This window comes from Paenibacillus sp. FSL R5-0517 (genome assembly GCF_037974355.1).
In the GTDB taxonomy this organism is placed as follows: Bacteria; Bacillota; Bacilli; order Paenibacillales; family Paenibacillaceae; genus Paenibacillus.
In genome coordinates this window covers 740,237-764,115 of the sequence record NZ_CP150235.1, presented here as the reverse complement: position 1 = coordinate 764,115, position 23,879 = coordinate 740,237, and the positions used below count along the sequence as shown (strand labels likewise).

22 protein-coding genes are annotated in these 23,879 nt (G+C 48.1%); 10 read left to right on the top strand and 12 right to left on the bottom strand.

Features of this window, described 5'->3' with window-relative positions; translation table 11 throughout:
- Window positions 1-206: 206 nt before the first annotated feature.
- The 7 genes from MKX40_RS03565 to MKX40_RS03535 form a co-directional block, all read right to left on the bottom strand.
- A complete protein-coding gene (locus MKX40_RS03565; protein WP_150364231.1) occupies window positions 207-446 on the bottom strand; it encodes a hypothetical protein in 240 nt (79 codons plus the stop codon).
- A 246-nt stretch (window positions 447-692) separates the two neighbouring features.
- Entirely contained in the window at window positions 693-2,231 is a 1,539-nt protein-coding gene (gene guaA / locus MKX40_RS03560) for a glutamine-hydrolyzing GMP synthase (RefSeq protein WP_339239472.1), read from the bottom strand.
- A gap of 214 nt (window positions 2,232-2,445) precedes the next feature.
- Window positions 2,446-2,586: a hypothetical protein gene (locus MKX40_RS03555; protein WP_339239470.1), complete on the bottom strand. Its 141-nt coding sequence runs from the start codon at window positions 2,584-2,586 to the stop codon at window positions 2,446-2,448.
- 17 nt (window positions 2,587-2,603) lie between these two features.
- The gene (locus MKX40_RS03550; RefSeq protein ID WP_339239468.1) at window positions 2,604-4,970 is read right to left on the bottom strand and encodes a transglutaminaseTgpA domain-containing protein; all 2,367 of its coding nucleotides are present in this window, start codon (window positions 4,968-4,970) and stop codon (window positions 2,604-2,606) included.
- Window positions 4,957-6,216, bottom strand: a complete 1,260-nt coding sequence (locus MKX40_RS03545) for a DUF58 domain-containing protein (protein WP_339239466.1) — start codon at window positions 6,214-6,216, stop codon at window positions 4,957-4,959. Before MKX40_RS03545 ends, MKX40_RS03550 begins: the two co-directional genes overlap by 14 nt.
- Window positions 6,213-7,202, bottom strand: coding sequence for a MoxR family ATPase (locus MKX40_RS03540; RefSeq protein ID WP_339239465.1), 990 nt, complete (start codon window positions 7,200-7,202; stop codon window positions 6,213-6,215). Before MKX40_RS03540 ends, MKX40_RS03545 begins: the two co-directional genes overlap by 4 nt.
- A 103-nt stretch (window positions 7,203-7,305) precedes the next feature.
- Window positions 7,306-8,607, bottom strand: a complete 1,302-nt coding sequence (locus MKX40_RS03535; protein WP_339239464.1) for a polysaccharide deacetylase — start codon at window positions 8,605-8,607, stop codon at window positions 7,306-7,308.
- A 241-nt stretch (window positions 8,608-8,848) separates the two neighbouring features.
- On the opposite strand from MKX40_RS03535, the gene MKX40_RS03530 reads away from it, so the two are divergent.
- From MKX40_RS03530 to MKX40_RS03505, 6 genes are all read left to right on the top strand, one after another.
- Window positions 8,849-9,496, top strand: a complete 648-nt coding sequence (locus MKX40_RS03530) for a DedA family protein (RefSeq protein ID WP_339239462.1) — start codon at window positions 8,849-8,851, stop codon at window positions 9,494-9,496.
- A gap of 220 nt (window positions 9,497-9,716) precedes the next feature.
- Window positions 9,717-11,231, top strand: a complete 1,515-nt coding sequence (locus MKX40_RS03525; RefSeq protein WP_339239460.1) for a spore germination protein — start codon at window positions 9,717-9,719, stop codon at window positions 11,229-11,231.
- 20 nt (window positions 11,232-11,251) lie between these two features.
- A complete protein-coding gene (locus MKX40_RS03520) occupies window positions 11,252-12,454 on the top strand; it encodes a Ger(x)C family spore germination protein (protein WP_339239459.1) in 1,203 nt (400 codons plus the stop codon).
- A 6-nt stretch (window positions 12,455-12,460) separates the two neighbouring features.
- On the top strand, window positions 12,461-12,697 hold the full coding sequence (locus tag MKX40_RS03515; protein WP_339239457.1) for a hypothetical protein: 237 nt from the start codon (window positions 12,461-12,463) through the stop codon (window positions 12,695-12,697).
- A gap of 18 nt (window positions 12,698-12,715) precedes the next feature.
- On the top strand, window positions 12,716-13,840 hold the full coding sequence (locus tag MKX40_RS03510; protein WP_339239456.1) for an endospore germination permease: 1,125 nt from the start codon (window positions 12,716-12,718) through the stop codon (window positions 13,838-13,840).
- A 95-nt stretch (window positions 13,841-13,935) separates the two neighbouring features.
- Window positions 13,936-15,063, top strand: a complete 1,128-nt coding sequence (locus MKX40_RS03505) for an endospore germination permease (protein ID WP_339239455.1) — start codon at window positions 13,936-13,938, stop codon at window positions 15,061-15,063.
- A gap of 92 nt (window positions 15,064-15,155) precedes the next feature.
- Here MKX40_RS03505 and bcp read toward each other — a convergent pair whose 3' ends face one another.
- Genes bcp through MKX40_RS03485 form a run of 4 tightly spaced genes read right to left on the bottom strand, consistent with a single transcriptional unit; the run spans window position 15,156 to window position 18,298 of the window.
- Entirely contained in the window at window positions 15,156-15,620 is a 465-nt protein-coding gene (bcp, locus tag MKX40_RS03500) for a thioredoxin-dependent thiol peroxidase (RefSeq protein WP_339239453.1), read from the bottom strand.
- A 45-nt stretch (window positions 15,621-15,665) separates the two neighbouring features.
- Entirely contained in the window at window positions 15,666-16,451 is a 786-nt protein-coding gene (locus MKX40_RS03495) for an ABC-2 family transporter protein (RefSeq protein ID WP_339239452.1), read from the bottom strand.
- A 4-nt stretch (window positions 16,452-16,455) separates the two neighbouring features.
- A complete protein-coding gene (locus MKX40_RS03490; protein ID WP_339239450.1) occupies window positions 16,456-17,250 on the bottom strand; it encodes an ABC-2 family transporter protein in 795 nt (264 codons plus the stop codon).
- A gap of 1 nt (window position 17,251) precedes the next feature.
- A complete protein-coding gene (locus MKX40_RS03485; RefSeq protein ID WP_339239449.1) occupies window positions 17,252-18,298 on the bottom strand; it encodes an ABC transporter ATP-binding protein in 1,047 nt (348 codons plus the stop codon).
- A 128-nt stretch (window positions 18,299-18,426) separates the two neighbouring features.
- Here MKX40_RS03485 and MKX40_RS03480 point away from each other — a divergent pair, with 128 nt between their 5' ends.
- Window positions 18,427-19,470, top strand: a complete 1,044-nt coding sequence (locus tag MKX40_RS03480; RefSeq protein WP_339239448.1) for an LCP family protein — start codon at window positions 18,427-18,429, stop codon at window positions 19,468-19,470.
- 131 nt (window positions 19,471-19,601) lie between these two features.
- Window positions 19,602-20,921 (top strand): glutamate-1-semialdehyde 2,1-aminomutase, encoded by a 1,320-nt coding sequence (locus MKX40_RS03475; protein WP_339239447.1) that lies wholly within the window; start codon window positions 19,602-19,604, stop codon window positions 20,919-20,921.
- A gap of 218 nt (window positions 20,922-21,139) precedes the next feature.
- Here the strand turns inward: MKX40_RS03475 and MKX40_RS03470 are convergent, their stop codons facing one another.
- Window positions 21,140-22,525, bottom strand: coding sequence for a PLP-dependent aminotransferase family protein (locus tag MKX40_RS03470; RefSeq protein ID WP_339239446.1), 1,386 nt, complete (start codon window positions 22,523-22,525; stop codon window positions 21,140-21,142).
- Window positions 22,526-22,692: 167 nt separating this feature from the next.
- On the opposite strand from MKX40_RS03470, the gene MKX40_RS03465 reads away from it, so the two are divergent.
- Complete coding sequence (locus MKX40_RS03465) at window positions 22,693-23,637, top strand: DMT family transporter (RefSeq protein ID WP_339239445.1); 945 nt, start codon at window positions 22,693-22,695, stop codon at window positions 23,635-23,637.
- Window positions 23,612-23,863 (top strand): hypothetical protein, encoded by a 252-nt coding sequence (locus MKX40_RS03460; protein WP_339239443.1) that lies wholly within the window; start codon window positions 23,612-23,614, stop codon window positions 23,861-23,863. Before MKX40_RS03465 ends, MKX40_RS03460 begins: the two co-directional genes overlap by 26 nt.
- Window positions 23,864-23,879: the final 16 nt, after the last annotated feature.

The following is a 23,879-nucleotide window of genomic DNA, read 5'->3' as shown; positions in this document are numbered from 1 at the left end:
GAATATGTTCATTCTGTCAGACTAGAAAGTTCAGCAGTTTAACATAAAAAAGCTAGCCTGATCAAAGGGCGAAAAGCGCTCTAATCTGGCCAGCTTATGTTTCTGATGCGTTTTGGCAATCAGGTGAATAGTCAATGTTAATTAGGTATATGGAGCAATTGGCGACATGTTCCGGAGCTTTTTTTACCGGATCAGTCCTATGTTAGTTAAATCTCTGTCTGTGGAGCATCCTGTCCCTCTTGTTGTTCCTGATTCGTGTTCGTTGTTAAGTCCGGGTTTCTGGTCTGATCGGAAGAAGCATCCGCTGCCTCTAAGTTCACAAGTGGAAAGTCTCCTGAACCGGAAGCCAGGTCTTGCATACCTGAACCGCACCCTGCCAACATCACCATCAGAAATGCACTTCCAATGCCCATTTTCCATTTGCTCATATAGTCGGTTTTACGCATACATTCAATCTCCTTTCAGTAGCCATATTAGCTCTTAGTATATCCTTATTGTACAGCCTGGACCTGAAAGAATCATGAAATGAACTTTAAAATGGGATGAAATTCTAGAGATTATTAATAAGGAACAGCGCCTGGATTAATGTTTACTCATACGGTACGGTACGCAATAAAAAAGACTCCCTTCTATTTGCTAAACACCGCAGATAAAAGAGAGTCTTTTTTCAATCTATTGTTAAGGCGTATATCCTATTCCCACTCGATCGTTGCAGGTGGTTTGGATGTTACATCATAAACGATACGGTTGACGTTATCCACTTCGTTAACGATCCGTACGGAGATTTTCTCCAGCACATCCCAAGGGATACGTGCCCAGTCCGCAGTCATACCGTCAATGGATGTTACGGCACGGATACCTACAGTGTAGGAATACGTACGAGCATCACCCATAACGCCGACACTCTTCATGTTCGGCAGGGCTGTGAAGTACTGCCAGATTTCGCGGTCGAGGCCGGCTTTGGCAATCTCTTCGCGCAGGATGTAGTCCGAATCACGAACAATTTTGAGTTTCTCTTCAGTAACCTCACCCAGAACACGGATCGCAAGACCCGGACCAGGGAATGGCTGACGGTGTACAATTTCGTCCGGCAGGCCACACTCGGTACCGACTTTACGTACTTCATCCTTGAACAACGTGCTCAGTGGCTCGATGAGTTTGAAGTTCATGTCCTCAGGCAGACCGCCCACGTTGTGGTGGGATTTGATCGTCTGTGCAGTCGCTGTGCCACTTTCCACGATGTCCGTGTACAGTGTACCTTGCGCCAGGAATGCAAAATCATCGAACTGCTTGGACTCTTCGTCAAATACGTAAATAAACTCGTTACCGATAATTTTACGTTTTTGTTCTGGATCATCCACGCCAGCCAGCTTGGACATGAAGCGTTCTTGAGCATCAATTTTGACAACTTTCATGTCGAATTTGCCAACAAACGTCTCCATTACACTTTCAGCTTCGCCTTTGCGCAACAGACCGTGGTCGATAAACATACATGTCAGTTGATCACCAATGGCTTTGTGAAGCAATGCAGCAACAACGGAAGAATCTACGCCACCGCTAAGAGCACACAGTACTTTACTGTCGCCCACTTTTTCACGAATGTCTTTGATCGTGTCATCGATGAATGTTTCCATCGTCCAGTTGCCTTCACAACCACAGATTTCGAACAGGAAGTTGCGAATCATGTCGTTACCTCGAACTGAGTGACGTACCTCCGGATGGAACTGAACAGCATACAATTTACGCTCATCGTCGCTCATGGCAGCGATTGGCGCACTTTCCGTGCCTGCATCCAATTTGAAACCTGGAGGAAGTGTAACCACGTGGTCACCGTGACTCATCCATACGGTATGTTCACCTTCAATGCCTTTTGCAAGTGCAGATCCAGCAGCAAATTCAAGGTCTGCTTTACCATACTCACGCTTCTCGGAACGCTCTACTTTACCTTCGAGCTGTTGAGCCATAAGCTGCATCCCGTAACAGATCCCGAAGATCGGCAAGCCCAGGTCATAGACAGCCGGGTCCACGTGTGGAGCATTCTCAGCGTATACGCTGGACGGCCCACCTGAAAATACGATCCCTTTTGGTGCCAATTCTGCGATCTTCTCCGCCGGTGTATTATACGGCAAAAGCTCACTGTATACGCCAAGATCCCGGATTCTTCTGGCGATTAACTGGTTGTATTGGCCCCCAAAGTCAAGGACAACCACAATCTCATTCTGCTTATTCATAACCGTGCCTCCCTCAATTCAATGAAACTAATTATACGCAACGACAAAACATACCGTCAAGGAAAGGCGAAACTCCTTTTTTCGACATATCAAAACAGGATTACCAAATGCCTCTAAATATGAAATTCCGATCAGAAAACATGGCAGCAAGATGCTGGTTCAAGTGTATGATCGTGGAAAGACGCCTCGTTCGCAGCGGAGCGCGAAAGGCGTCTTATGTGTAACATGCAACAATGGACAACCGAAGCACAATAGAATAGATGCGCCAGTGGTGATCATCTGCTGCTGCAACCTTCCAATCTGTATCGGAAGCGATAGCGAGAGTGCAATCACCGGCAGGTTGTGTGGCCTGCATGTTGTAACATCCTTGGGTTACAACGCCTGCAATCGCCGGGCCAAACGAAGTGCCCGGCGCAGGAAGTCCAGACTGTCTGCGCGCAGCGGACGGTCTGGCCCGTACAGCAGCCGTTCCCAGTCGGCTGCAAACCGCGCGATGTCCGCGCCGTCCGCGCATGCGGCCAAAGCCGGTGATGCTGCATATTCACGCAGCGTCATCCCCGGCGGCCGCGGGCCGTACCGGCGCGCGAGCGCGGCCCAGACCGGAGCGGCGGCGCCCAGCAGCCGCTCGCGGTCTGGAAAGCTGCTGCGCGGCCAAGCCAGCAGCAGCCTGATCCGCAGCGCGGGGCGTAGCCGTCGCATGCGGATCACAGCAGCGGCGCCCAGCAGGGCCGCTGCGACAAGGGCTGCCGCGAGCCCCGGCTCCGCGGCAATGGCCCGTGCGCGGGCGAGCAGCCATGCGCCCGCGTTAGCCCATCCGCCGCTCATATACGGCGGAGTCTCTACAACAGGCTGCGGCCCGGCGAGTGCTGCCACATCTTCACCCGCGCCTTGCGCCATGGTGAAGCCCGGCGTAGCCTCGAACGGCATCCACCCTGCCCCTGGAAAATACACCTCTACCCAAGAATGTGCATCTCCTTGGGAAATGATATATTGACCTGGTATATTCGGGTCAGCCATCCCAGACCCGAAGCCTTTAACCCAGCGTGCAGGAATCCCCTCTGAACGCAGCAACACAATCATGGCAGTGGAGAAATGATTACAATACCCCTGCCGTGTGACGAATAGAAAATCGTCCACAAAATCTGATCCACGCGGTGGCATACGGGTATCGAGCGTATACTCGGCATGAGCAGCCAGATAAGTCTTGACGGCTTGTACAGCGTCATACCGAGTCTCACTGCCTTGAATGATTTCCTTGGCGAGCGTCTGCACCCGACCCGGGAGAGATGTGGGCAATTGCAGATATGTCCTCCGTATAGAGGCAGGATCTTTCCCTTTATTCGCATTCCCTAACAGACGTAACTGTTCCGGCGAGGCCACAGGAAACATGACGTCTGCCGTATAATTTTTAACCATATGATCTTCGCCGGCGTTTGCAAGCCACAACGTTGCGGAATCTCGATTAGATAACAACGTAAGCATGTTCTCCTTATTATTGCTGTTCTTATCTTGAAACGATACATTCAGCGGGATTCCCCCGGTAAATAACGGATTCGGCCCTTTCCATTCCCGTTTCATCGTGACCGTTTGGCGAATACGTTTCCAATAGGTTTGATTCTCCCAACCATCAGAACGCAGGAGTCCGGAAGGACTGGCCGTTTCAAAGCTTTGCTCTGGGTCACTCCAGGTACTACCGTTATAATATGAACGAGTCTCTCCTCGCCAATACGTCACTTCCGGACTCTTCGCTGTAAAAAAGAGGGCATTCCCCTGCACCAGAGGTGCTCCCATGGGCGCATCTGCCGTGCTATATCCCGTTACCGCCGTTGCAGCAGGGATGCTACTGTACTGTGTATAACCTGCCCAGCGAGCTATGCGTTCACCCATCTGCTCCAGGGATATGCGTTCCGGTTGAGGTATGGAAGCGAACTGACCAGGTAACGCAGAGAAAAGGACCATACCTGTGGAAGCAACAATGGTTATAACGCTCCAACGGCCATAGGGACTGCCACGATAACTCGGGGTAGTTACTCCTCCGTTGAGGCGTAGTAGCTGAAGCAGAGCCTGAATTAGAAAAGTCCATAACACAGACCGTATTACTGAAGCATATACATCCAACCCCGCAAAAGATTCAAGCAGAAGCAAGTATACTAGCGTTGCACTGCCAAACAGCATAACGCTTCTACGCAGCAATACAAGGGATTGCACAGAAGCCATGAGCATGCTCCAACCGCACATCATGAACAGTCCTCTCGTTTCTGTACTAATCGAGTGGAATCGCCAGTTATCCATAAAGGTGTCCATATCCGCTGAAAGTATTCCGGGGTATGCAACCGCCCAACGGGCAGGATCACTTCCTCCATACATCAGACATAGCGCAGCGAGTGCAATAAATAATCGGATCAGTATTCGGGTGATCCACCCTGTACGAATTAACCCTGCGAGCAGCAATGCTCCAGTTAACCCCGCCATTACGGACAAGAAACGTTCACTGCCCTGCTGACCTGATGACGTAACAGGATATATCCACTCCAGAGACAGTATAAGTAAAATGGCCGAAATAAATATCCTATACAGAACCGGCACTCTAACAGATCCCTCATCCTTTATCTCTGTAAGAGAAGTGTGGTTCACATTCCTAACTACAGAATGGACCGATTCTAATCTCAGACGGGCTGTTGACGCTTTGTCAGCCGTCACAGTGGAATTGGGTTCCTGGTTTTTATTATGCTCCCACATCCGTTACCTCCACCTTTCCCAATGAAGATAACGCAACGTCTGTAACCGCTTGAATCAATACCCCGGTGTGACGAAGCCGCTCTATACTTGAGCTGTCATGCTCAATTCCAGTCATGAATCTATCCTTTGATCCTAGCTGGTTCGTTTCAGCCAATTGCACCTCTACACGATAACCTGAACCCATTGCAGTTATAATCCATTCGGTCAGAACCTGATCGATCTTGCCTGTGAGAACCACAATTCGCGAACCGCGCGCCAGTCCATCCAGCATCTCCGTTCGGAGTGAAACCGACACGGATTGGGCTGTGGATATTCGTGCTCCTGCTAGTCTGTCCAGACCATGACACTCATTATCTGCCTGGAATGACCCATGTCGCCATTGATCTTGTTCATTACGACTCTTATCTCCGCCTTCCATCCACAGATGATAAGGAATGTCGTCCCGCTCAGCCGTATGAATCCAGCGGGCGGCTGCACCCACCACTCGTTCAAAAGCAGGTGCTTCCATAGTCTCTGGCTGTTTTACCTCATAACCCGATGCGCCTTCATACACAAGGATGCCCAGTGAAGCCAGATCTGTGGTATCGGGCAGAAAGGTCTGAAGTTGCCCCGTTTTGGCTGTGCTTTTCCAATGAATACGTCCCAGCGGGTCACCCTGCTGATATTCACGGAACTCGGGGCTGCGGTTTCCCTGGCTATTTCTTCTCTCCGACAGAGTCCCTTCGATCATCGCTGCGAATTCTGCTGAATCCCCCTCCCCCCAAGCCGATGCTTGAGGAACAACAATCAAGGGGGTGCCGCCTGCGGTCTCTGTAGAGTGGGTATTCCAGCCAAACAGATCTCCCCAGTACAATCTGCCCGTATCCCATCTGTAGACCCCTCTGCGTAAACCGGAACATTCATATTGATAGGAAAATTTCCGCCGAGTTCCCGGGAAAAATAATTTGCGATGAACACCTGCAGGTGAATTTTCACACAGAACGATCCATAACAATGGAATACGACATTCGAATTCCAGTTCGACTTGAACCCGCACCCGCTCGCCTGCCTCAATCCGATTCGCATGTATTTTCCGACGGATGTGAATACGCCGTGGTCCGAACCAATGGAGAAGCAGACCTCCTATGAACATCAAGCAAGCCATAATGGATAGAAACAACGCCGCTTTGCCACCATGCCACTGATATAAGGAAGCCAGAGCCACCACAAGGACAGCACTCAACATCCGTTGTCCCAGAGCAGTCATTGCCTCCGTCCCCTTCCCTGTGATGCCATTTGTACAGGAACAGGGACGGATGACAAGGCTTCTTCAATAACTTGGACTTGTCCCCAAACCTCCGCTCTGTTCTGGGCCTTCAATTGAATTCGATGTGAGAGAACAGGCACTGCCAACTCTTTCACATCATCGGGAATGACATAACTGCGTCCTTGAAGGTAGGCAAACGACTGCGCCGCAGCCATCCAGGCCAGTGTTCCACGCGGGCTGATGCCCAATCTGACCGCCGGAAGGCTGCGAGAGGCTACAGCAACGGCCACCAGATACTGTTTGACGACCGGGTCAACATGTACCTGTTTGACTTCACGCTGCATGGCTACGACTTCTTCAGTAAGCAGGACAGGGCGAAGTTCATCAAGCTCTTCTCTACCTTGCATCCGACTTAACAATTCCAATTCCTGTTCCGGATCGGGATACCCCAGTCCAATCCTCATGATAAATCGATCCAGCTGCGCTTCAGGCAGCCGGTACGTACCCTCAAACTGTAACGGATTCTGTGTCGCCAGCAGAAAGAAGGGGCGTGGCAAGGCATAGGTTGTTCCATCAACCGTAATACGTCGTTCCTCCATTGCCTCCAGCAGGGCAGACTGAGTCCGGGGTGAAGCCCGGTTTATTTCATCCGCCAAGACAACGTTGGACATGACAGGTCCGGGGCGAAACTTGAATTCAGCTGTATGTGGATGATAGATTAAAGTGCCCGTAACATCTGCCGGCATGACATCGGACGTGAATTGAATCCGGCCCATGGAGCAGTCCAACGCGGAAGCAACGGCACGAACCAGCATGGTTTTCCCGGTACCCGGTACATCTTCCAGAAGTACATGCCCCCCACTGAGCATTGCAGTGAGAACATAACGAATCTCTGTTTTTTTGCCAACAATCACACTTTCAACACGTTTCATGACCCTGTTTAACAATTCAACCGCATGTTCATGTTCCATTCGGATATAAGACATTTCTCCTGATCTCCTTCCGTCCATCGGCATTTCTGAACCATAGTAATCTATGATTCAGTGTTGCCCGGAAGTAGAGAGAATAGTCCTGCAAGCATGACTTTCTTCAGATCATTTTATACTTAAATATGAGATTCATTGCCGAAATGGACCTGGAAGCGCCCGCCTTTACCGTCCACTCTGCCTTATTACTGGTTAAGGAATTCACTTTTAACCCCATCTGCTCCAGTAACTCACGTAACGGAACCCAGATGGTTCCCCCCTGACTCTGTACTGCTCCTGTTTCAATTACCCCTGTTGAGCTCAGTGTTCCGCTCACACTGTCTGCATGAATCGTTCTTTCCTTCCATACTGCTGTGGCTGTCCTTGTCTCTGGGTCCCAGCGCGTGCTGCCCCCGAACTTTTTCATGAATGTACGCAAAGGCACCATGATTCGCTGCCCATCCATTCGGAATTCTCCAGGTTGTAAGGTTGCCGCAGCCAATCCTACCTCTATCTTCAGCTTCTTGCTTGTGAGCCACAACGCAGCATTACCTTCTACATGCTCTGCGATCCATGCCTTTCCCGGAGCCTTGCGGGACTTATACTTGGCATCGGGATGAACTCGGAATTGAACCGGCTGATCCGAACTCTTTATGATGTCAAAACGGTATCCGTGATCACGATAATATTTGATAATACCCGGAAGTGCTTTTACCGTTTCAGCGTGCGCACCTCCATCATGCATCAGGACAATCACCGAACGTGTTCCTTCAGGTACTTTGGTGGAATTTTTAAGGATTTCTGTGGCCGGAACACCTTTTCGTTTGGAATCCCCACTATCGACGTTCCAGTCCATGACGGTGTATCCACCCAATTGCAGCAGATCAAAATAACTCTGGTCAAAATGTCCGTAGGTACCTCCTGGCGCTCGCACCAGATTCGGACGGAAACCAGTTATACGCTCCAGCACGTCTTCTGTCTGCTTGATCTGGTTCCAGAACACTTTAAAATCACTGTACAGCTGTTTGTATTGATGATTAAACGTATGATTGCCCAGAGCATGTCCATCCTCCACCAGCGACCGGATTAACTCGGGATAACGCTCTGCCTGCTCACCCAGCACAAAAAAAGTGGCCAGAACCTGCTCTTTGCGCAAAATATCCAATACTTCTCGGGTATGGTTACCCGGTCCGTCGTCAAAACTCAGATAGACGACCTTGTCTTGCGTATTCTTATCTTCCCTGATCGAATCATCTGAGCCAGAAGCAGAAGATGCATACGCGGTGCCAGCGTATACAGCGAACACACATAGCAATATCGCAATTCGCACGAGAATGACAGACCATTGTCCAGATAAAAACGTATGTATGGATGTTACGGGAATTTCCCCTTCTCCCTTGATTCTTAATTCCGGTCTCTGTACCATTTACGAATCGCCCTCCACCGTCTCTAGTGAATTTGCTGATAGACTTCAGCAGATTTGTTAGAATTATATGGAGGCTTTCTTGAAAAAAGACGCATTTTTGTTTAATATTTTTTCACAATTTGGTATGGTGTGTGATTGATTCTTCGCTTCAGATTAGGTAGCATAATGGACAGGTATAACGTATACACAACACCTTGGAGAGATTCATGCTCCCACCCCGTCTTCAGGAGAGTGAAATCTATTGGAATTGCTTGAGAAGGTCCAACATCTGTTTGGGTCCTACGGATACAGCGTATTGTTTTTTGGCTTGTTGCTTGAATTCATCGCACTTCCCTTTCCTGGTGAAACAACGATGGCTTACGCAGGGTTTCTCTCCTACAAGGGTCATCTCGACTTCGGAATCCTCACCATACTGGCTTTTCTGGGAACAACGATCGGCATGACAATTACTTATTTTATTGGAGCCAAAGCAGGACTGCCCTTTATAACACGATACGGAAAATGGTTTCTGCTGAAGCAGGACAAGCTCGATAAAACGCAAAAGTGGTTCGCCAAATATGGTAATGCTTTAATCTTCATCGGATATTTCATTCCGGGAGTTCGGCATTTCACCGGATATTTTGCGGGTATAGCCGCCGTTCCTTTTCGCAAGTTCGCTCTCTACGCCTACTCAGGTGCGCTGTTCTGGGTTGTGCTGTTTCTGGGCATTGGCAAAATATTCGGGCCCCAGTGGAATGCCGTATTCCATCTGGCTCATCAATATGCAGCATATATCGTGGGAGGAGTTGGCTTATTGCTTATTGTTGCCGTGCTTTACCGCTACCGCAAAGCATGGGCATCAAGATCCGCCGTATCCAAGCCAGCCCCTGTACGACAAAGACAAAAGTAAATTGGGACAAACGTCCATCGATAATAAGTTATCAAGGAGTTGCGAATAATCGCAGCTCTTTTTTTATCGCTTTTTTCAAAAAAACGCTGTAAACACTTCCTCCCTCCAAAATACACACTTCCTCAAACACAATGATGAACTATCATTCATTTTTTGTGATAATCCGAAATCATCCAGGTCATACTAACTTGCAAATATAGGATGTATAGGGGGTGAAGGTATGAGTGAACCAAACGTGGAGCATCAAGATCAGAGGCAAATCTCACCGAATCTCAGCGAAAATATGGATTACTGCAAGCAAGTGATGGGGAACAGCAATGACTTAATGATGCGTCCTCTCCAGTGCCTCCATAAATGGCCTGCCGTCATGTTGTACATTGATGGATTAGTGGATGTGCAGATCCTGAATCATTCCATCCTGGAGTCCCTGTTAAAGACACATGAACTCCCGGAGTTCTCGGCAGATGAAGAGCATCTAAGCTACATCCAGAATGATATTTTAGCCGCGAGCAATGTCATTCTGGTGGATGACATGGAGGATGTGCTCAATGCTCTCCTGTCAGGATCGGCCATTCTGCTGATCGAAGGTTGTGTACGTGGATTGAAAATTGCTGCCGCCGGTTGGGAAGACCGTGCTGTGGGTGAACCCATCTCACAGACCGTTGTCCGGGGTCCCATGGAGGGATTCAATGAAAATCTGCGTACGAATACAGCCTTGATCCGCAAACGGATTCGGGACCCTCATCTCTGGATCGAAGAAAGAGAGATTGGTCGCATCACCAAAACAAGAGTTGCTGTCTTATATCTGAAACATACCGTTGATGCAGGTGTGGTGGAGGAACTAAGGCGAAGGCTCGATGAGATCGATATTGATGGGATTCTGGAAAGCGGGTATATCGAAGAACTTGTTCAAGATGAAACAGGTACGCTATTCCCTACCGTGTACAACAGTGAACGTCCGGATACGGTTTGTGCTGCCTTGCTTGAGGGGAGAGTAGCCATCATTGTAGACGGAACGCCTTTTGTGCTCCTGGTTCCGGCATTGTTCGTACATTTCTTCCAGTCACCAGAGGATTACTACCAACGGGCCGATATTAGCACATTGATTCGGATGATTCGTTATCTGTCCTTTTTCATCGCTCTGCTGGCCCCATCCTTCTATATCGCTATTACCACATTTCACCAGGAGATGCTGCCCACCAATCTGCTTATTAGTCTGGCAGCTCAACGTGAAGGCGTGCCTTTTCCCGCATTCATTGAAGCTATACTTATGGAATTGACCTATGAAATTTTGCGGGAAGCAGGCATTCGAATTCCGAAAACCGTTGGTCAAGCCGTCTCCATCGTCGGGACGCTGGTTATCGGCCAAGCCGCCGTTGATGCAGGGGTTGTCTCCGCTGCGATGGTTATTATCGTTTCCATTACGGCTATATCCAGTTATGTCATTCCAGAGAATGGACTATCCATCTCTGTTCGAATTCTGCGATTTGTATTGATGATACTTGCGGCAGCATTTGGTTTCTACGGTATTCTCATTGTTCTGCTCATTACGGTTACCCATCTATGCAGCTTGCGTTCTTTTGGCGTACCTTATATGTCTCCCTTTGCACCTTTCATTCAGAAAGATCTGAAGGATACTCTGTTTCGTGTACCTTGGTCCCATATGAAAACACGTCCACTCTCTACAGGTACACCGAACAAAACCAGACAAGCCAGCAAAAAAACGAAGCGTTAATACGGTAAGGAGAATAATGTATGAACAAGTGCTTCCGATTAATCCTATGCATTACATTCCTGCTCCCTCTCCTTACCGGATGCTGGGACCGCCAGGAATTGAATGAACTTGGCATTATGCTGGGTCTTGGTGTAGATAAGGATGGTGATCTGATTAAAGTGAGCGCTCAGGTCGTTGTACCGAATGAAGTATCCTCCAAATCGGGCGGAGGGAATGGCACTCCTGTCACACAGTATGAAGCCTCCGCATCCACACTGTTTGAAGCAATTCAAAAGCTGACTGAGACAAGTCCGCGCCGCATATTCATGGCCCATATCCGTATACTGGTGTTCGGTGAGGAATATGCCCGCAAAGAAGGCATCTACGATGTCATTGAAGCATTAATGAGAGAACCTACTGCGAGACCCGATTATTACGTTATCGTTGCTCGAAATACAACAGCTTCCAAGGTACTGGATACACTTACTCCATTGGAGAATTTACCTGCAGAGAAGATATTTAATTCCCTCGACGTCTCCGCCAAAACCTGGTCACCCACAACTACGGTCACTGGCGATCAGTTGATGGAGTATATGCTGGCTCCCGGAATACAGCCCGTAATCACCGGTGTAGAGGTTGTAGGCAATACTACGAGAAGCGGAAGCAAAGATAATATCTCAACAATCACGTCCCCCGCTCGTCTCAATTCGACGGGATTAAGTGTCTTCAAGAAGGACAAACTAATCGGCTGGTTAACTGAAGATGAATCCAAAGGATACAACTATATTCGCAACAACGTGGTATCTACCATAGGTCACTTACCTTGCCAAAAAGGCGGTAATGTGACTTTCAAAACCCTTCGTACCAAGACGAAACGAAAAGCGAAGGTTATCCATGACCAGCCAATAATTCATATCAAAATAAAAAATGTGTCTTCCATTGGTGCAGTTGAGTGCGGAATCCGAATTGGTTCAATGAAAACGCTCAAAGAGTTGGAAAAAGACAGTGAGGAGCGGCTGATCGAGCTGATGGAAAAATCAGTGAAATCGGTTCGGCGAAAATTCCATACCGATATTTTTGGATTTGGTCAGGAAGTATATCATGCCGATCCTGGATTTTTCAAAAAGATTGAGAAGGATTGGGATCAATATTTTGAGAACCTGGATGTCACGTATGAAGCCAATGTTCAGATCAAACGGGTAGGTACACTGGATGATTCATTCAAGGAGGATTTGAAGGAGTGAGCTCGGATGTTGATTACAATTACTGTCATTGTCATAGCGGGCCTTATAGGCTTGTTTGATCTGCCAGGTCTTATCCGCCGTAAGGAATGGAGGGAAACAGCTGTGTATAGCGGCATGCTCATCATTGCCACAGGGTTTAGTATAATCGCAGCAAACCTGTGGGATTTTCCGAGTCCGCTCTATATCATCATGTGGATCTATGAACCTGTTAATCAATTCTTGGCGCATCTGACGGGAACCTAGAAAAAGGAGAGGACGATTATGCTTGAACACGGGCGCCTTGGAACAAGACAATTGACCACTCTCACTTTTTTGATGGTGGTAGGAGATATGATGCTGATCTACCCCTCAGTCATCACATCCTACGCAAAACAAGACGCCTGGATCTGTGCTTTCATAGGCATTCCTCTGGGAATGGCACTACTGGCCATGATCCTGAAGTTGTGCAGTTTGCACCCAGAAAAGAATCTGGTACAAATGGCACGAAGCATTCTGGGGTTCTGGCCAGGTACTCTCTTTTCCTGCTTCTACCTGTTCTTTTTTATTATTGGTGCTTCCACTCATACGAGAGAAGTCGGCGATTTCATGACCTCTCAAATCTTCCAGTACACTCCCATTCGTATCATCATTCTGATGTTTGTCATCGTGATCGGCTGGGGAGTATTCCACGGATTAGAGGCGATGGGTCGAAGCAGTGAACTACTGATGCCTGTCGTTATTGTGTTTATTGTCGTCCTTGCATTCTGCCTGCTTCCCCAGATTGATGCCAGCAATCTGAAACCAGTAAGTGATACGAATATGGTCTCTATTTCACAGGGCATTCTGGTAAGCATTATATATCCAATTGGTGAAGTCGTCCCCATCATGATGATTCTGCCCTACGTTGCCAAGCAGGCTCATCGAACAAGGGACGTACTTATCGCAGCAGGCCTAGGCAATCTGGTATTGGCAACACTTGTTACCATATCCCTGCTGGTCTTGGGTGCCTTTCTCACACAACACAACATATATGCTTCTTTTGTTTTATCCCAGAAAATTAGTATTGGAAGCTTCTTTGAACGTATTGAAGCTGTTATGGCCTCTTCCTGGCTGATCTCCACTTACTTCAAAGCGATGATATACTTATACGCCTTTATTGTTGGTTGTGCGGAACTGTTCAAGCTTAAGCAGTATCGGATGCTTGTGCTCCCAGCGTCGCTACTCGTTTTTGGATTAGCCAATCTTGTCTCACCAAGCGTAACCTTTATCGTAATTACCGTTGTTCCCTATTGGGTAGATTGGGATACTACGCTGGGGATCATTCTGCCCGGCTGTCTCCTGCTGATCCAGTTGCTCAAGTCGAACAGAAAATCATCGGTTACTCACAACAACTCCTCACAGGAATGAATACTTTTTACGGGAAGGAGCCTGGAATAGATGAATAATTGAAGTTCATCAACGAATGTCATCCATGCTGAATTTAGTGAAGGAGTATACGGTCTATGTTAATTAAGGAGAAAATCACCATTAGGCAATTTACACTGCTCACCTTCCTGGTCATGGTCGGAGACATGATTCTGCTCTATCCCTCCGTGGTTACTGCTTCCGGTAAGCAGGATGCATGGTTCTGTTCTCTTATCGGTCAGCCGATCGGCTTACTCATTATATGGGTTCTTTACAAACTTCATCAGACACATCCTGATCTGTCTCTTATTGAAATCTGCCAAAAAATACTTGGCCGATGGGTAGGAGCTGTTTTGTCATCTGCTTATCTGTTCTATTTCGCCATAGGTGCTGCCATATGTATCCGTGAAGTTGGCGACTTCATGACCACACAGATCTATCTTCAGACCCCCATCCGGGTCATTTTGATTATTCTTATGTGCGCTCTTATCTGGGGAGTTATGCATGGTTTGAATACAATAGGAGGAAGCAGTGAAATGCTGACGCCGATCGTTGTTGCATTTATGATCCTGTTATTCATGGGCCTGATACCCCAAGTGAAAAGTTCACATCTACAGCCTTTCTTGAACACCCCCTGGCTCCAACTGATTCAATCTACCATTAGGGGGGCTTTCACTTCCTTTGGTGAACTAATCGTGATTACCATGGTTCTCCCGTATGTTGTGTCAGGACCTCATATCAAACGGGACATGTTACTCGCTACCTTATGTGGAGGCTTAATGTTAACCACTCTGCTGCTCATTTCCCTGATGATCTTTGGTCCCTTTCTGACCCAACATGACATCTACATCTCCTATACCCTGTCTCAAAAAATTAATATTGGCAATTTTTTCGAGCGAATTGAGGCGTTCATGGCGACCGCCTGGTTGATTGCCACCTATTTCAAAAGCCTGCTGTACATGTTTTCTTTTGTCATTGGAATAGCACAACTATTTCGGTTGAAAACATACAAGCCTCTCATCCTGCCATCAGCCATGTTACTATTCGCTTTAGCTGTACTGATATCTCCCAATGTCATTTTCTACACCAATACGATCATGCCCGCCTGGGTGGATTGGGATATCACTGTAAGCTTTATTATTCCGCTATTCCTTCTGCTTGTGCATCGGCTTCGTTCTGGCAAGAGCAAGAACAATTCACCCAGTCATAAACGATTGCCCACCTAAAAAGGCTGTGTTCACGGTAAATCCCGCGAAACACAGCCTTTGGTGATGAAACGGATAAGATGTATTCATTCATACATGTCCCGGTTATTACATTACAACGCCTTCACTGCGTCAAGAGCAGCCTCAATATGTCCTTTGACCCGAACTTTGGACCACTCCTGGATCAATCTCCCCTCTTCATCAATCAGAAAAGTGGAGCGAACCATACCCATATACTCCTTGCCATACATTTTCTTGAGTTGCCATACACCGTATTGCTCGGCTACAGCGTGCTCTTCATCTGACAACAAGGTGAACGGCAGTCCATATTTGGCGATAAACTTGTCATGCTGTTTCATCGGATCAACACTAATCCCGAGAATGACCGTGTTCAGCCCTTCAAATTCAGCATGTCGATCCCGGAAATCACAAGCCTGTTGCGTACAGGACGAGGTCATATCCTTGGGATAAAAATAAAGCAGCACCCGCTGTCCGCGGTAATCGGAAAGCTTCACCGTCTCCCCCGTACTGGACGGCAGCTCAAAATCCGGTGCCACTTCGCCTACAGTTAACGTCATGTCAATTCCTCCCTAGTCTGGCCCACGAATTGCGTTGAGGGCATTTTATGATCCTGCTCCACGATACCGTTTCACGCCATAATTCCACAAAAGCAAACCCACGGAACCAAACACCAACCCCATCACAGGTGTCAGCAGTGCCATGCGATGCATCTCGGACCTCTCCAGAAACAAGGCAGCCGGATAAATGCCAACAAAGGCAAACGGAATGACCCAGGTCAGCAGCACCTGAATAGCACGGTTGTAGATCGTTACCGGGTAACGCCCATATCCCTGGATGTTATACATCAATGGCAGAATACCTGTTGGTGCGTCCGAATAAAAGGACAATGAAGTCAGTGTGGTATAGATTCCGGCATAGATCATGACTGAGCTAAGCGCCAAAATAATCAAGGCAGGAATATGCCACCATTCCAGCACCAGGCCCATCTCTGCTCCGCTGAAGATCATAATGATCAAGCCGATAAACGAGCCCACGAGTGCAGGCGGGTCTACATTTTCAAGCAAGATCTGGAACAGATTATGTGCAGGGCGTGTTAGGATACGATCCATCTCGCCTTTGACGATATACCGCTCACTGAATCCCCACAGATTGATAAAACAACTGAAGATGCCATAGGGCACCATAAAATATCCATAAACAAAGAGCACTTCACTCTCACTCCAGCCGCCCAGGTTATCCGTATGGCGGAAGACCACAAAAATAAAGATCAGGTTGGTTGCCTGGAACAGCAGATCCGATAGGATCTCCACCCAGAAATCAGCACGGTACGTGAGTCGAGTTTTCATGTAGTTCTTCAAATATTCCCAGATCAGACCCATATAGTACATTCTGTTATCCCCCTTGCACGAACAGACGCTTGCGCGCCTTACGCCAGATCAGTACCATCGGAAGTAGCAGCAAGGCAAACCAGAACACCTGAATACCGAGTACATTCCAGATGGCGGTACCTTCCACTCTTCCCGTGAAGACCGAACCGGGCAGATACGTAATGGCCTGAAAAGGCAATACCTTCATCACCGCGGACATCCAGCCTGGATACAGACTGATCGGGATGATGAGACCGGAGAACAAATCAACCACGACGCGTTTCATGCGCATCATGCCTTCATTATTTTCCACAAAGAATGCCGCCAGTCCCGTGATCACATTAATCTGGGAATTAATGAGGAAACTGAAGAACAGCATGACGAGAAAGCCAATCCACGCCGACGGCGCCGTAGGCAGTTCAACCGGGAACAGCAGAATGGCAATGAGCATCCCCGGAATCATGAGGAGCAGGAAGCGGAAAATGCCTTCGCCAAGACCCTGCATCATTTTGACCATAACGTAATTGATTGGCCTGATGAATTGAATCGCAATGGAGCCATCCCGTATGTCTGCGGCAATCTCTCGGTCCAGGTTGTTAAAGTAAAAGGCACGTGCCATCCAGGATACAGCGATGTAGGTTGTCATCTGTGCTGCCGTAAAGCCGCCAAGTTCACCACTGCTGCCATAAATGGCTTGCCAGGTAAAGTAATACACGCCGATATTCAGCGTATATATCAAAATGCCAGAGTAATAATTCACCCGGTATGCCAGCATCGTTAGAAAACGGATGCGCATGAAATCAATAAATGCACTATTCATCTTAGGATACACTCACCGCTTCTTTCCCTGCTCCCACAATCTCGGGACGCTCGGCGGAACCGGATTGGTAAATACTGCGCACAATCTCATCCGTGTTGATCTCGATAATCTGAATATCGGTAATATCGGCTTGTCCAACGACACGTCCGAGTACATCCGAAACGTTCAATTCCAGTGGAATCCATACGGATGCAGACAATTCATTCTCAACCGTCCAGCGCACAGGTAACGCCGCAGTCCATTCCTGCATCTGACTCATGTTGTGAGCTGAACCGAACTTGAAGCGAATTTCCCGTTCCTTGCCCCATTGGGACTTCAGATGATCCAGACCTCCATCATAGATGATGTTACCCGCATCAAGCATGATCACCCTGGAACATAGGGCCTCAATGTCCTGCAAATCATGGGTTGTGAGCAGAATGGTTGTTCCATGCTCCTTGTTCATGTCCTTCAAGAAATCCCGAATTTCCGACTTCACCACAATGTCCAAACCAATGGTTGGTTCATCCAGAAAAACAATACTCGGGTTGTGCAACAATGCTGCCACCAACTCGCAGCGCATACGCTGACCAAGACTGAGCTTCCGCACCGGACGACTTAGCAGGTCCTGAAGCTGCAATCGCTCAACCAGTTCATCCAGCCTTTTACGGAAATCGACCTCTCCTACACGATATACTTTGCGCAATAAATGGAAGGATTCGATAACGCCAATATCCCACCACAATTGACTGCGCTGACCAAAAACAACACCAATATTCTGTACAAACTTCTCCCGTTCCTGATACGGAACATATCCACCAACCGATATTTGCCCTGAAGTAGGCACCAAAATGCCGGTCAACATCTTGATTGTTGTTGATTTACCGGCACCGTTCTCCCCGATATATCCGCATATTTCGCCCTGCGGAATCTGAAATGAAATATCATTTACAGCCAATACCTCCTGGTATTGACGTGCAAACAGGTCCTGGAACGCGCCCTTCAGCCCACCTCGGCTTTTCTGGACGCTAAACGACTTGCGCAAATCTTTGACATCAATCGCCAGCATGATTATACCTCACTTGGATTTTGTTGAAATTGCTTGTAGCCCAAAAAGAAATTATAATGGTATCAGTCAAAATTCAGCAATACCTGAACTCGTTTTTTATTTCATCTCAAATACAAAGGAGAGCTAGCATGACCAGAAAGACGAAGAGAACCATCTGGATTTCTCTTGCCGCCTTCGTGTTAATTGTCGGAGGAGCTGCGGCATACTATTTCGGTTCTATTCTCAATCAGTTGGACGGTTTGGCAAAAGACGGTGACGAATCACCATTCGCCGGTATCGAAAATGTGGAGAAAGTAAATACACCTGACCCACCCAAATGGGAAGGCACAGAGACGGTCAATATTCTCGTTATGGGTGTCGATGCGCGCGGATTGAAAAAAGGTGAAGTTCCCCGCTCCGACAGCATGATGGTCGTATCGCTCGACCCACTTACCAAAAAAATCAATCTGTTCTCCATTCTGCGCGACACATACGTCGATATTGACGGGTATGGTAAAGAGCGGATCAACACTGCCATCACCCATGGCCCGAATGCAGCGATGCAAGCTGCCGGCGACCTGCTCGGCATTCCTGTACAGTATTATGTGTATACGGATTTCCAAGGATTCATCAAATTGGTGGATGCCGTTGGCGGTGTTGATTTTAATGTGGAGAAAGACATGCACTATACAAGTAAAGCAGACAATAACGAATACGATATTGATCTCAAAAAAGGGTATCAGCATCTGGATGGCGAGACAGCTCTCATGTACGTTCGTTTCCGTCATGATGCGATGTCGGATTTCGCTCGTTCCGAGCGTCAGCGTGAATTGCTGAAAGCTGTTACGGCAAAAATGCAGTCCACCACTACCATAGCCAAACTGCCTGCCATTCTGGAACAGGTTAATCCCTACGTAGATACGAATCTGACACTCTCCGATATGTGGAAGCTGGGTGGACTCGGATACCAGAGCAGCATGAACGGCAGTGAGCAGATCCCACCAATGAACCTGTTGAAAGAAGAACGTACAGCAGGTGGTGCGCAAGTATTAACGGTTACAAATGAAGAAAAATTGAAGCAGCATATTCAGGATATTATTCACCCGCCTGCTACAACGGATGATAGTACGACCAGCACCGAAGATAAAACAGCCAGTGGTGACGATCAGAAGTCAGAACAACCGGCTCAGTAATCTAAACATGCAGAGGGCAGCCATTACGCTGCCCTCTCGTTGTGCCCGGCTATACTATTATGAGAAAATCATCATATCTTTCTGTGGCTTGTACCTTTATTATATTTTGAATTACGAAAGGAAGTTATCTTATGAAACCATCACGTTCCCGATCCGAACTTCTATACGCAGAAGCACTTGAACATATTGTAGGAGGTGTGAACAGCCCTTCACGCTCGTTTAAAGCCGTTGGCGGCGGTGCACCTGTATTTATGAAAAAAGCCCAGGGCGCCCACTTCTGGGATGTTGATGACAACCGTTACATTGATTATCTGGCCGCTTACGGTCCGATTGTTACAGGACATGCCCACCCTCATATTACGCAGGCAATTACAGAAGCTGCAGCCAATGGAGTACTGTACGGTACCCCGACTGAATTAGAGATCAAGCTTGCCAAAATGCTGAAGGAAGCCATTCCTTCCATGGATAAAGTACGCTTTGTTAACTCTGGTACAGAGGCGGTCATGACTACAATTCGGGTAGCTCGTGCCTACACCAAACGCAACAAGATCGTAAAATTCGCCGGATGTTACCATGGTCACTCGGATCTGGTGCTTGTGGCGGCCGGTTCTGGCCCGTCCACGCTGGGTATCCCGGATAGTGCCGGCATTCCCACCAGTATTGCACAAGAGGTCATCACGGTGCCTTACAATGACCTGGATAGCCTCAAAGCTGCACTGGAGCACTGGGGTGATGATGTTGCCGCGGTCATGGTTGAACCGATCGTTGGCAACTTCGGTATGGTTATGCCGGAACCCGGCTTCCTGGAAGGTCTCTGTGCCATGACACGCGCCAACGGCTCACTGGTTATCTATGACGAGGTGATTACGGCTTTCCGTTTCCATTACGGTTCCACGCAGACGTATGCCGGGCTCGATAATCATGCGGAGATTGAACCGGATCTGACGGCTCTTGGTAAAATTATTGGTGGCGGCCTGCCCATCGGTGCTTACGGCGGACGCAAACACGTTATGGAGCAGGTTGCTCCGCTCGGACCTGCTTATCAAGCGGGAACGATGGCTGGTAACCCTGCATCCATCTCGGCGGGTATCGCATGTCTGGAGGTCCTGCAAGGCGCAGGTGTATACGAGGAGATGGAACGCCTTGCTATCGACCTGACAGCAGGTCTGCAAGCTTCTGCTGACCGTCATGGGATTGCACTGACAATCAACCGGATTCGCGGTGCATTCTCCACCCATTTCTGTGATCACCCCGTGACGAACTACGATCATGCTCAAGATACAGACGGGGAACGCTTCGCTTCCTTCTTCCGTCACATGCTGGACCGTGGCATTAACCTCGCTCCGTCCAAGTACGAAGCTTGGTTCCTGACTACGGCTCATACAGACGAGGATGTTCAGGCTACATTGGAAGCCGCAGAAGCTTCCTTCAAGGCGATGGCTCAGGAATAATCCGAATATCTCCCATCCAAATGTAACGTACAAACAATAGTTGAGAGACAGCAACTACGAAAAGAGGCGTCCAACAAGTGTTCAACTTGTGCGGACGCCTTTGTTTTTTTACAAATAGGGGTGATTGGTTTACATAGGGTTAGGATGAGATGTTATGCAACATCTTCAAGCGTAGCTTATTAATAGGGTGCACTGTTATGATCCTGCCATTACTTAACTTATCTCTGACTGATCTGCAGCTTCAAAATTTCCTCTCGGATCACCTGCATCCCTTCCTCGATTCGCTGCTTCGGCACATTGGAGATGTTCAATCGCAACATCTGATCCTGATGTACCTGATAGGTTCCCTCTGGATAATACCGTTCAGTCGTATCAACGATGACTCCGCGCTTTTGAAGCCGGGATAGCAGAACACGAAGCGGCATATCACCCGCCAAAGGTAACACCGTATGCTCTCCTCCTGTTCGAGGAGCGTCCATAAACGGAGCAAAGTCTGGATAAGCGTCCAGCTGCTCCTGCACCGTGTGCATCCGAGCAGCATAGCGGTTGCGAATCACTTTCCTGTGATGAGCAAACATGCCGCTATGGACATAGATCTCCAGAGCAGCTTGAGACAGGACTGAAGTGTCGATATCAAGCATTTTTTTGTAAGCACCAAAAGATTGAATGAGTGGTAAGGGCAGAACGGCTACACCAATACGCAAGCCTGGAAACAAAATTTTGGAGTAACTCTTCAGATAGATGACCCGGCCTTCCGTATCATAGGACCATAGCGGGTCCTGTTTCGTATTGTCATCCAGATCAGACAGATAATCATCCTCCACCAGATACACATCGTACCGCTGAGCAAGCCGGATCAGTCTCTTCTTCTCCGCAATCGTTAACGATGTACCAATCGGATTGTGAAAGCGTGGCATGACATAGAAAAACTTGATCTCTTCCTCTGCGAACTGACGTTCAAGCGATGCCCAGTCCAGCCCATCTTGGGTACGTCTCACACCAGCAATAGGTACATTTAATCCACTCAGTAGAGAAGGCATATTGTGATAGGTCGGTAGTTCAAGCATTACTGTTCTTTTTCCATTGGGAAAAGGCATCAACGCAAGTACAGCCAGCGCCTGTTGCACACCTGATGTGATAAAAAACTGCTCCGTTCTTGCAAAAACCTGATAATCCGCAAACTGCTTCTGCAACAGCAGAATTAGCGAAGGCAATCCCTGATCTGTTCCATACATAAACAACTCTGCCTGTTTCTTCTCCATCGCCTGATCCACGCAATGACGAAAGTCCGCATAAGGGAACACCCGCGGATCCGGAGCAGCCGAAGCGAAGTCCAACGCTCCCTGCCAGTCCATGTCCTGAGCACCTGTCCCGTTCTGTACGGCATAATAACCGGATTGAGGGATGGCGTACACCAAATGCCGCTGTTCCAACCATTCATATGCACGAATTGCTGTGCTTACACTGCATTGATACTGTTCAGCTATAACTCGCACGGCTGGCAGTCGGATGCCCTTATCTGCCCACTGGCGACGATCCTGCTGCTGCATCTGTTCCTGAATCCATTGCTTTATAGCTTCGGCAATCACTTCATATTTTCTCACCGCACCCACTCCTCTCCTATAACTGTACCGATACAGTTTAACCTTTTATCTATTGTAGCACGATGCACCCGGCAGTATATTGAATAAGGCAAGCACGTGCCTTGAACCTGACATATTTCAGGATGATAAAGATCATACGCTATGACAAATGTATTGGAGGAGCATTCATGAACACAGCACATACTCGGGGATACGCATATATCGCAGCTGTATTGTACGCGGCTATTATCGGTCTATCTTTTCTATTTGTTAAAATGACGGTCACTGTTGCACATCCCATTGATGTGCTTGCCCACCGATTTGCGCTGTCGCTAATCGTTGTTAGCATTCCTGTCGTTTTGGGTTGGATCAAAATCCGACTGAACCTTCATGATCTGTGGCGAATTATTCCACTTGGGCTGTTATCTCCCGTCCTATTTTTTGCCTTTCAAGCCTTTGGACTCGTCTCGTCCAACTCATCGGAAGCGGGTATTATTCAGGCTATGGCCCCTGTTTTCACTCTCATTCTCGCTTCTGTCTTCTTGAAAGAACGAACATCCACCCTGCAGAAGCTATTCCTGCTGCTGTCTGTCGCTGGAGTTGTTTTTATTTTCATGATGCAAGGTAATGGCATGTCTTTGGGTAACCTGAAGGGCATTGCATTATTGCTGTTATCCACGGTGTGTTTTGCAGGTTATGGCGTACTTGCGAGACCATTAACCCAGAAGTACAAACCCATGGAATTAACATGGGTCACGCTGATGGTTGGCTGTGTTGTATTTAACGCAGGCTCCCTGGTCCGACATGCTTCAAGCGGTTCCATGATGGACTACATCAAACCACTGGGAGATGCCTCCTATCTGGGTGCCCTTGCTTATCTGGCCATTCTTTCCACCATGATCTCCACCCTGCTTGCGAGTTATGCCCTGACGCACCTGGAGGCGTCCCAGATGAGTGTGTTCAGCAACCTGTCCACACTCATCTCCATCGTAGGAGGTGCATGGATATTGCACGAACCTGTTGGTAGTCATCACTATATTGGTGCATTGTTGATTATCGCAGGTGTGCTTGGCACCAATATGAGCGGTCGCAAACATAGGCTGGTCAGTGGGACCGGCCAAGGCCAAAACTGATCCTGCCGCCTTCATCGTACCGATCCGGGACACCCGGATATCTGCCCTGTTTTTCATCTATCATCATTTTTTCCGCAAGCAGATTGTGAAAGAGCTTCTTATAGAAGGAACGCGACAGGCTCTACAGGTCACATGTAATACGATGCTTGAGGTACGTAAAGCCAGGATTATCCGTTATTTTGATCTCTCCATGCAATGCCTGTATGAAGGACTTCAAACACGTTAACACTGCTGAGGACAGT

Coding starts and splice junctions, on each gene's coding strand:
- MKX40_RS03565 (WP_150364231.1), bottom strand. CDS start 446: ATGCGTAAAACCGACTATATGAGCAAATGGAAAATGGGCATTGGAAGT.
- guaA (WP_339239472.1), bottom strand. CDS start 2,231: ATGAATAAGCAGAATGAGATTGTGGTTGTCCTTGACTTTGGGGGCCAA.
- MKX40_RS03555 (WP_339239470.1), bottom strand. CDS start 2,586: ATGCAGGCCACACAACCTGCCGGTGATTGCACTCTCGCTATCGCTTCC.
- MKX40_RS03550 (WP_339239468.1), bottom strand. CDS start 4,970: ATGTGGGAGCATAATAAAAACCAGGAACCCAATTCCACTGTGACGGCT.
- MKX40_RS03545 (WP_339239466.1), bottom strand. CDS start 6,216: ATGACTGCTCTGGGACAACGGATGTTGAGTGCTGTCCTTGTGGTGGCT.
- MKX40_RS03540 (WP_339239465.1), bottom strand. CDS start 7,202: ATGTCTTATATCCGAATGGAACATGAACATGCGGTTGAATTGTTAAAC.
- MKX40_RS03535 (WP_339239464.1), bottom strand. CDS start 8,607: ATGGTACAGAGACCGGAATTAAGAATCAAGGGAGAAGGGGAAATTCCC.
- MKX40_RS03525 (WP_339239460.1), top strand. CDS start 9,717: ATGAGTGAACCAAACGTGGAGCATCAAGATCAGAGGCAAATCTCACCG.
- MKX40_RS03520 (WP_339239459.1), top strand. CDS start 11,252: ATGAACAAGTGCTTCCGATTAATCCTATGCATTACATTCCTGCTCCCT.
- MKX40_RS03515 (WP_339239457.1), top strand. CDS start 12,461: ATGTTGATTACAATTACTGTCATTGTCATAGCGGGCCTTATAGGCTTG.
- MKX40_RS03510 (WP_339239456.1), top strand. CDS start 12,716: ATGCTTGAACACGGGCGCCTTGGAACAAGACAATTGACCACTCTCACT.
- MKX40_RS03505 (WP_339239455.1), top strand. CDS start 13,936: ATGTTAATTAAGGAGAAAATCACCATTAGGCAATTTACACTGCTCACC.
- bcp (WP_339239453.1), bottom strand. CDS start 15,620: ATGACGTTAACTGTAGGCGAAGTGGCACCGGATTTTGAGCTGCCGTCC.
- MKX40_RS03495 (WP_339239452.1), bottom strand. CDS start 16,451: ATGTACTATATGGGTCTGATCTGGGAATATTTGAAGAACTACATGAAA.
- MKX40_RS03490 (WP_339239450.1), bottom strand. CDS start 17,250: ATGAATAGTGCATTTATTGATTTCATGCGCATCCGTTTTCTAACGATG.
- MKX40_RS03485 (WP_339239449.1), bottom strand. CDS start 18,298: ATGCTGGCGATTGATGTCAAAGATTTGCGCAAGTCGTTTAGCGTCCAG.
- MKX40_RS03480 (WP_339239448.1), top strand. CDS start 18,427: ATGACCAGAAAGACGAAGAGAACCATCTGGATTTCTCTTGCCGCCTTC.
- MKX40_RS03475 (WP_339239447.1), top strand. CDS start 19,602: ATGAAACCATCACGTTCCCGATCCGAACTTCTATACGCAGAAGCACTT.
- MKX40_RS03465 (WP_339239445.1), top strand. CDS start 22,693: ATGAACACAGCACATACTCGGGGATACGCATATATCGCAGCTGTATTG.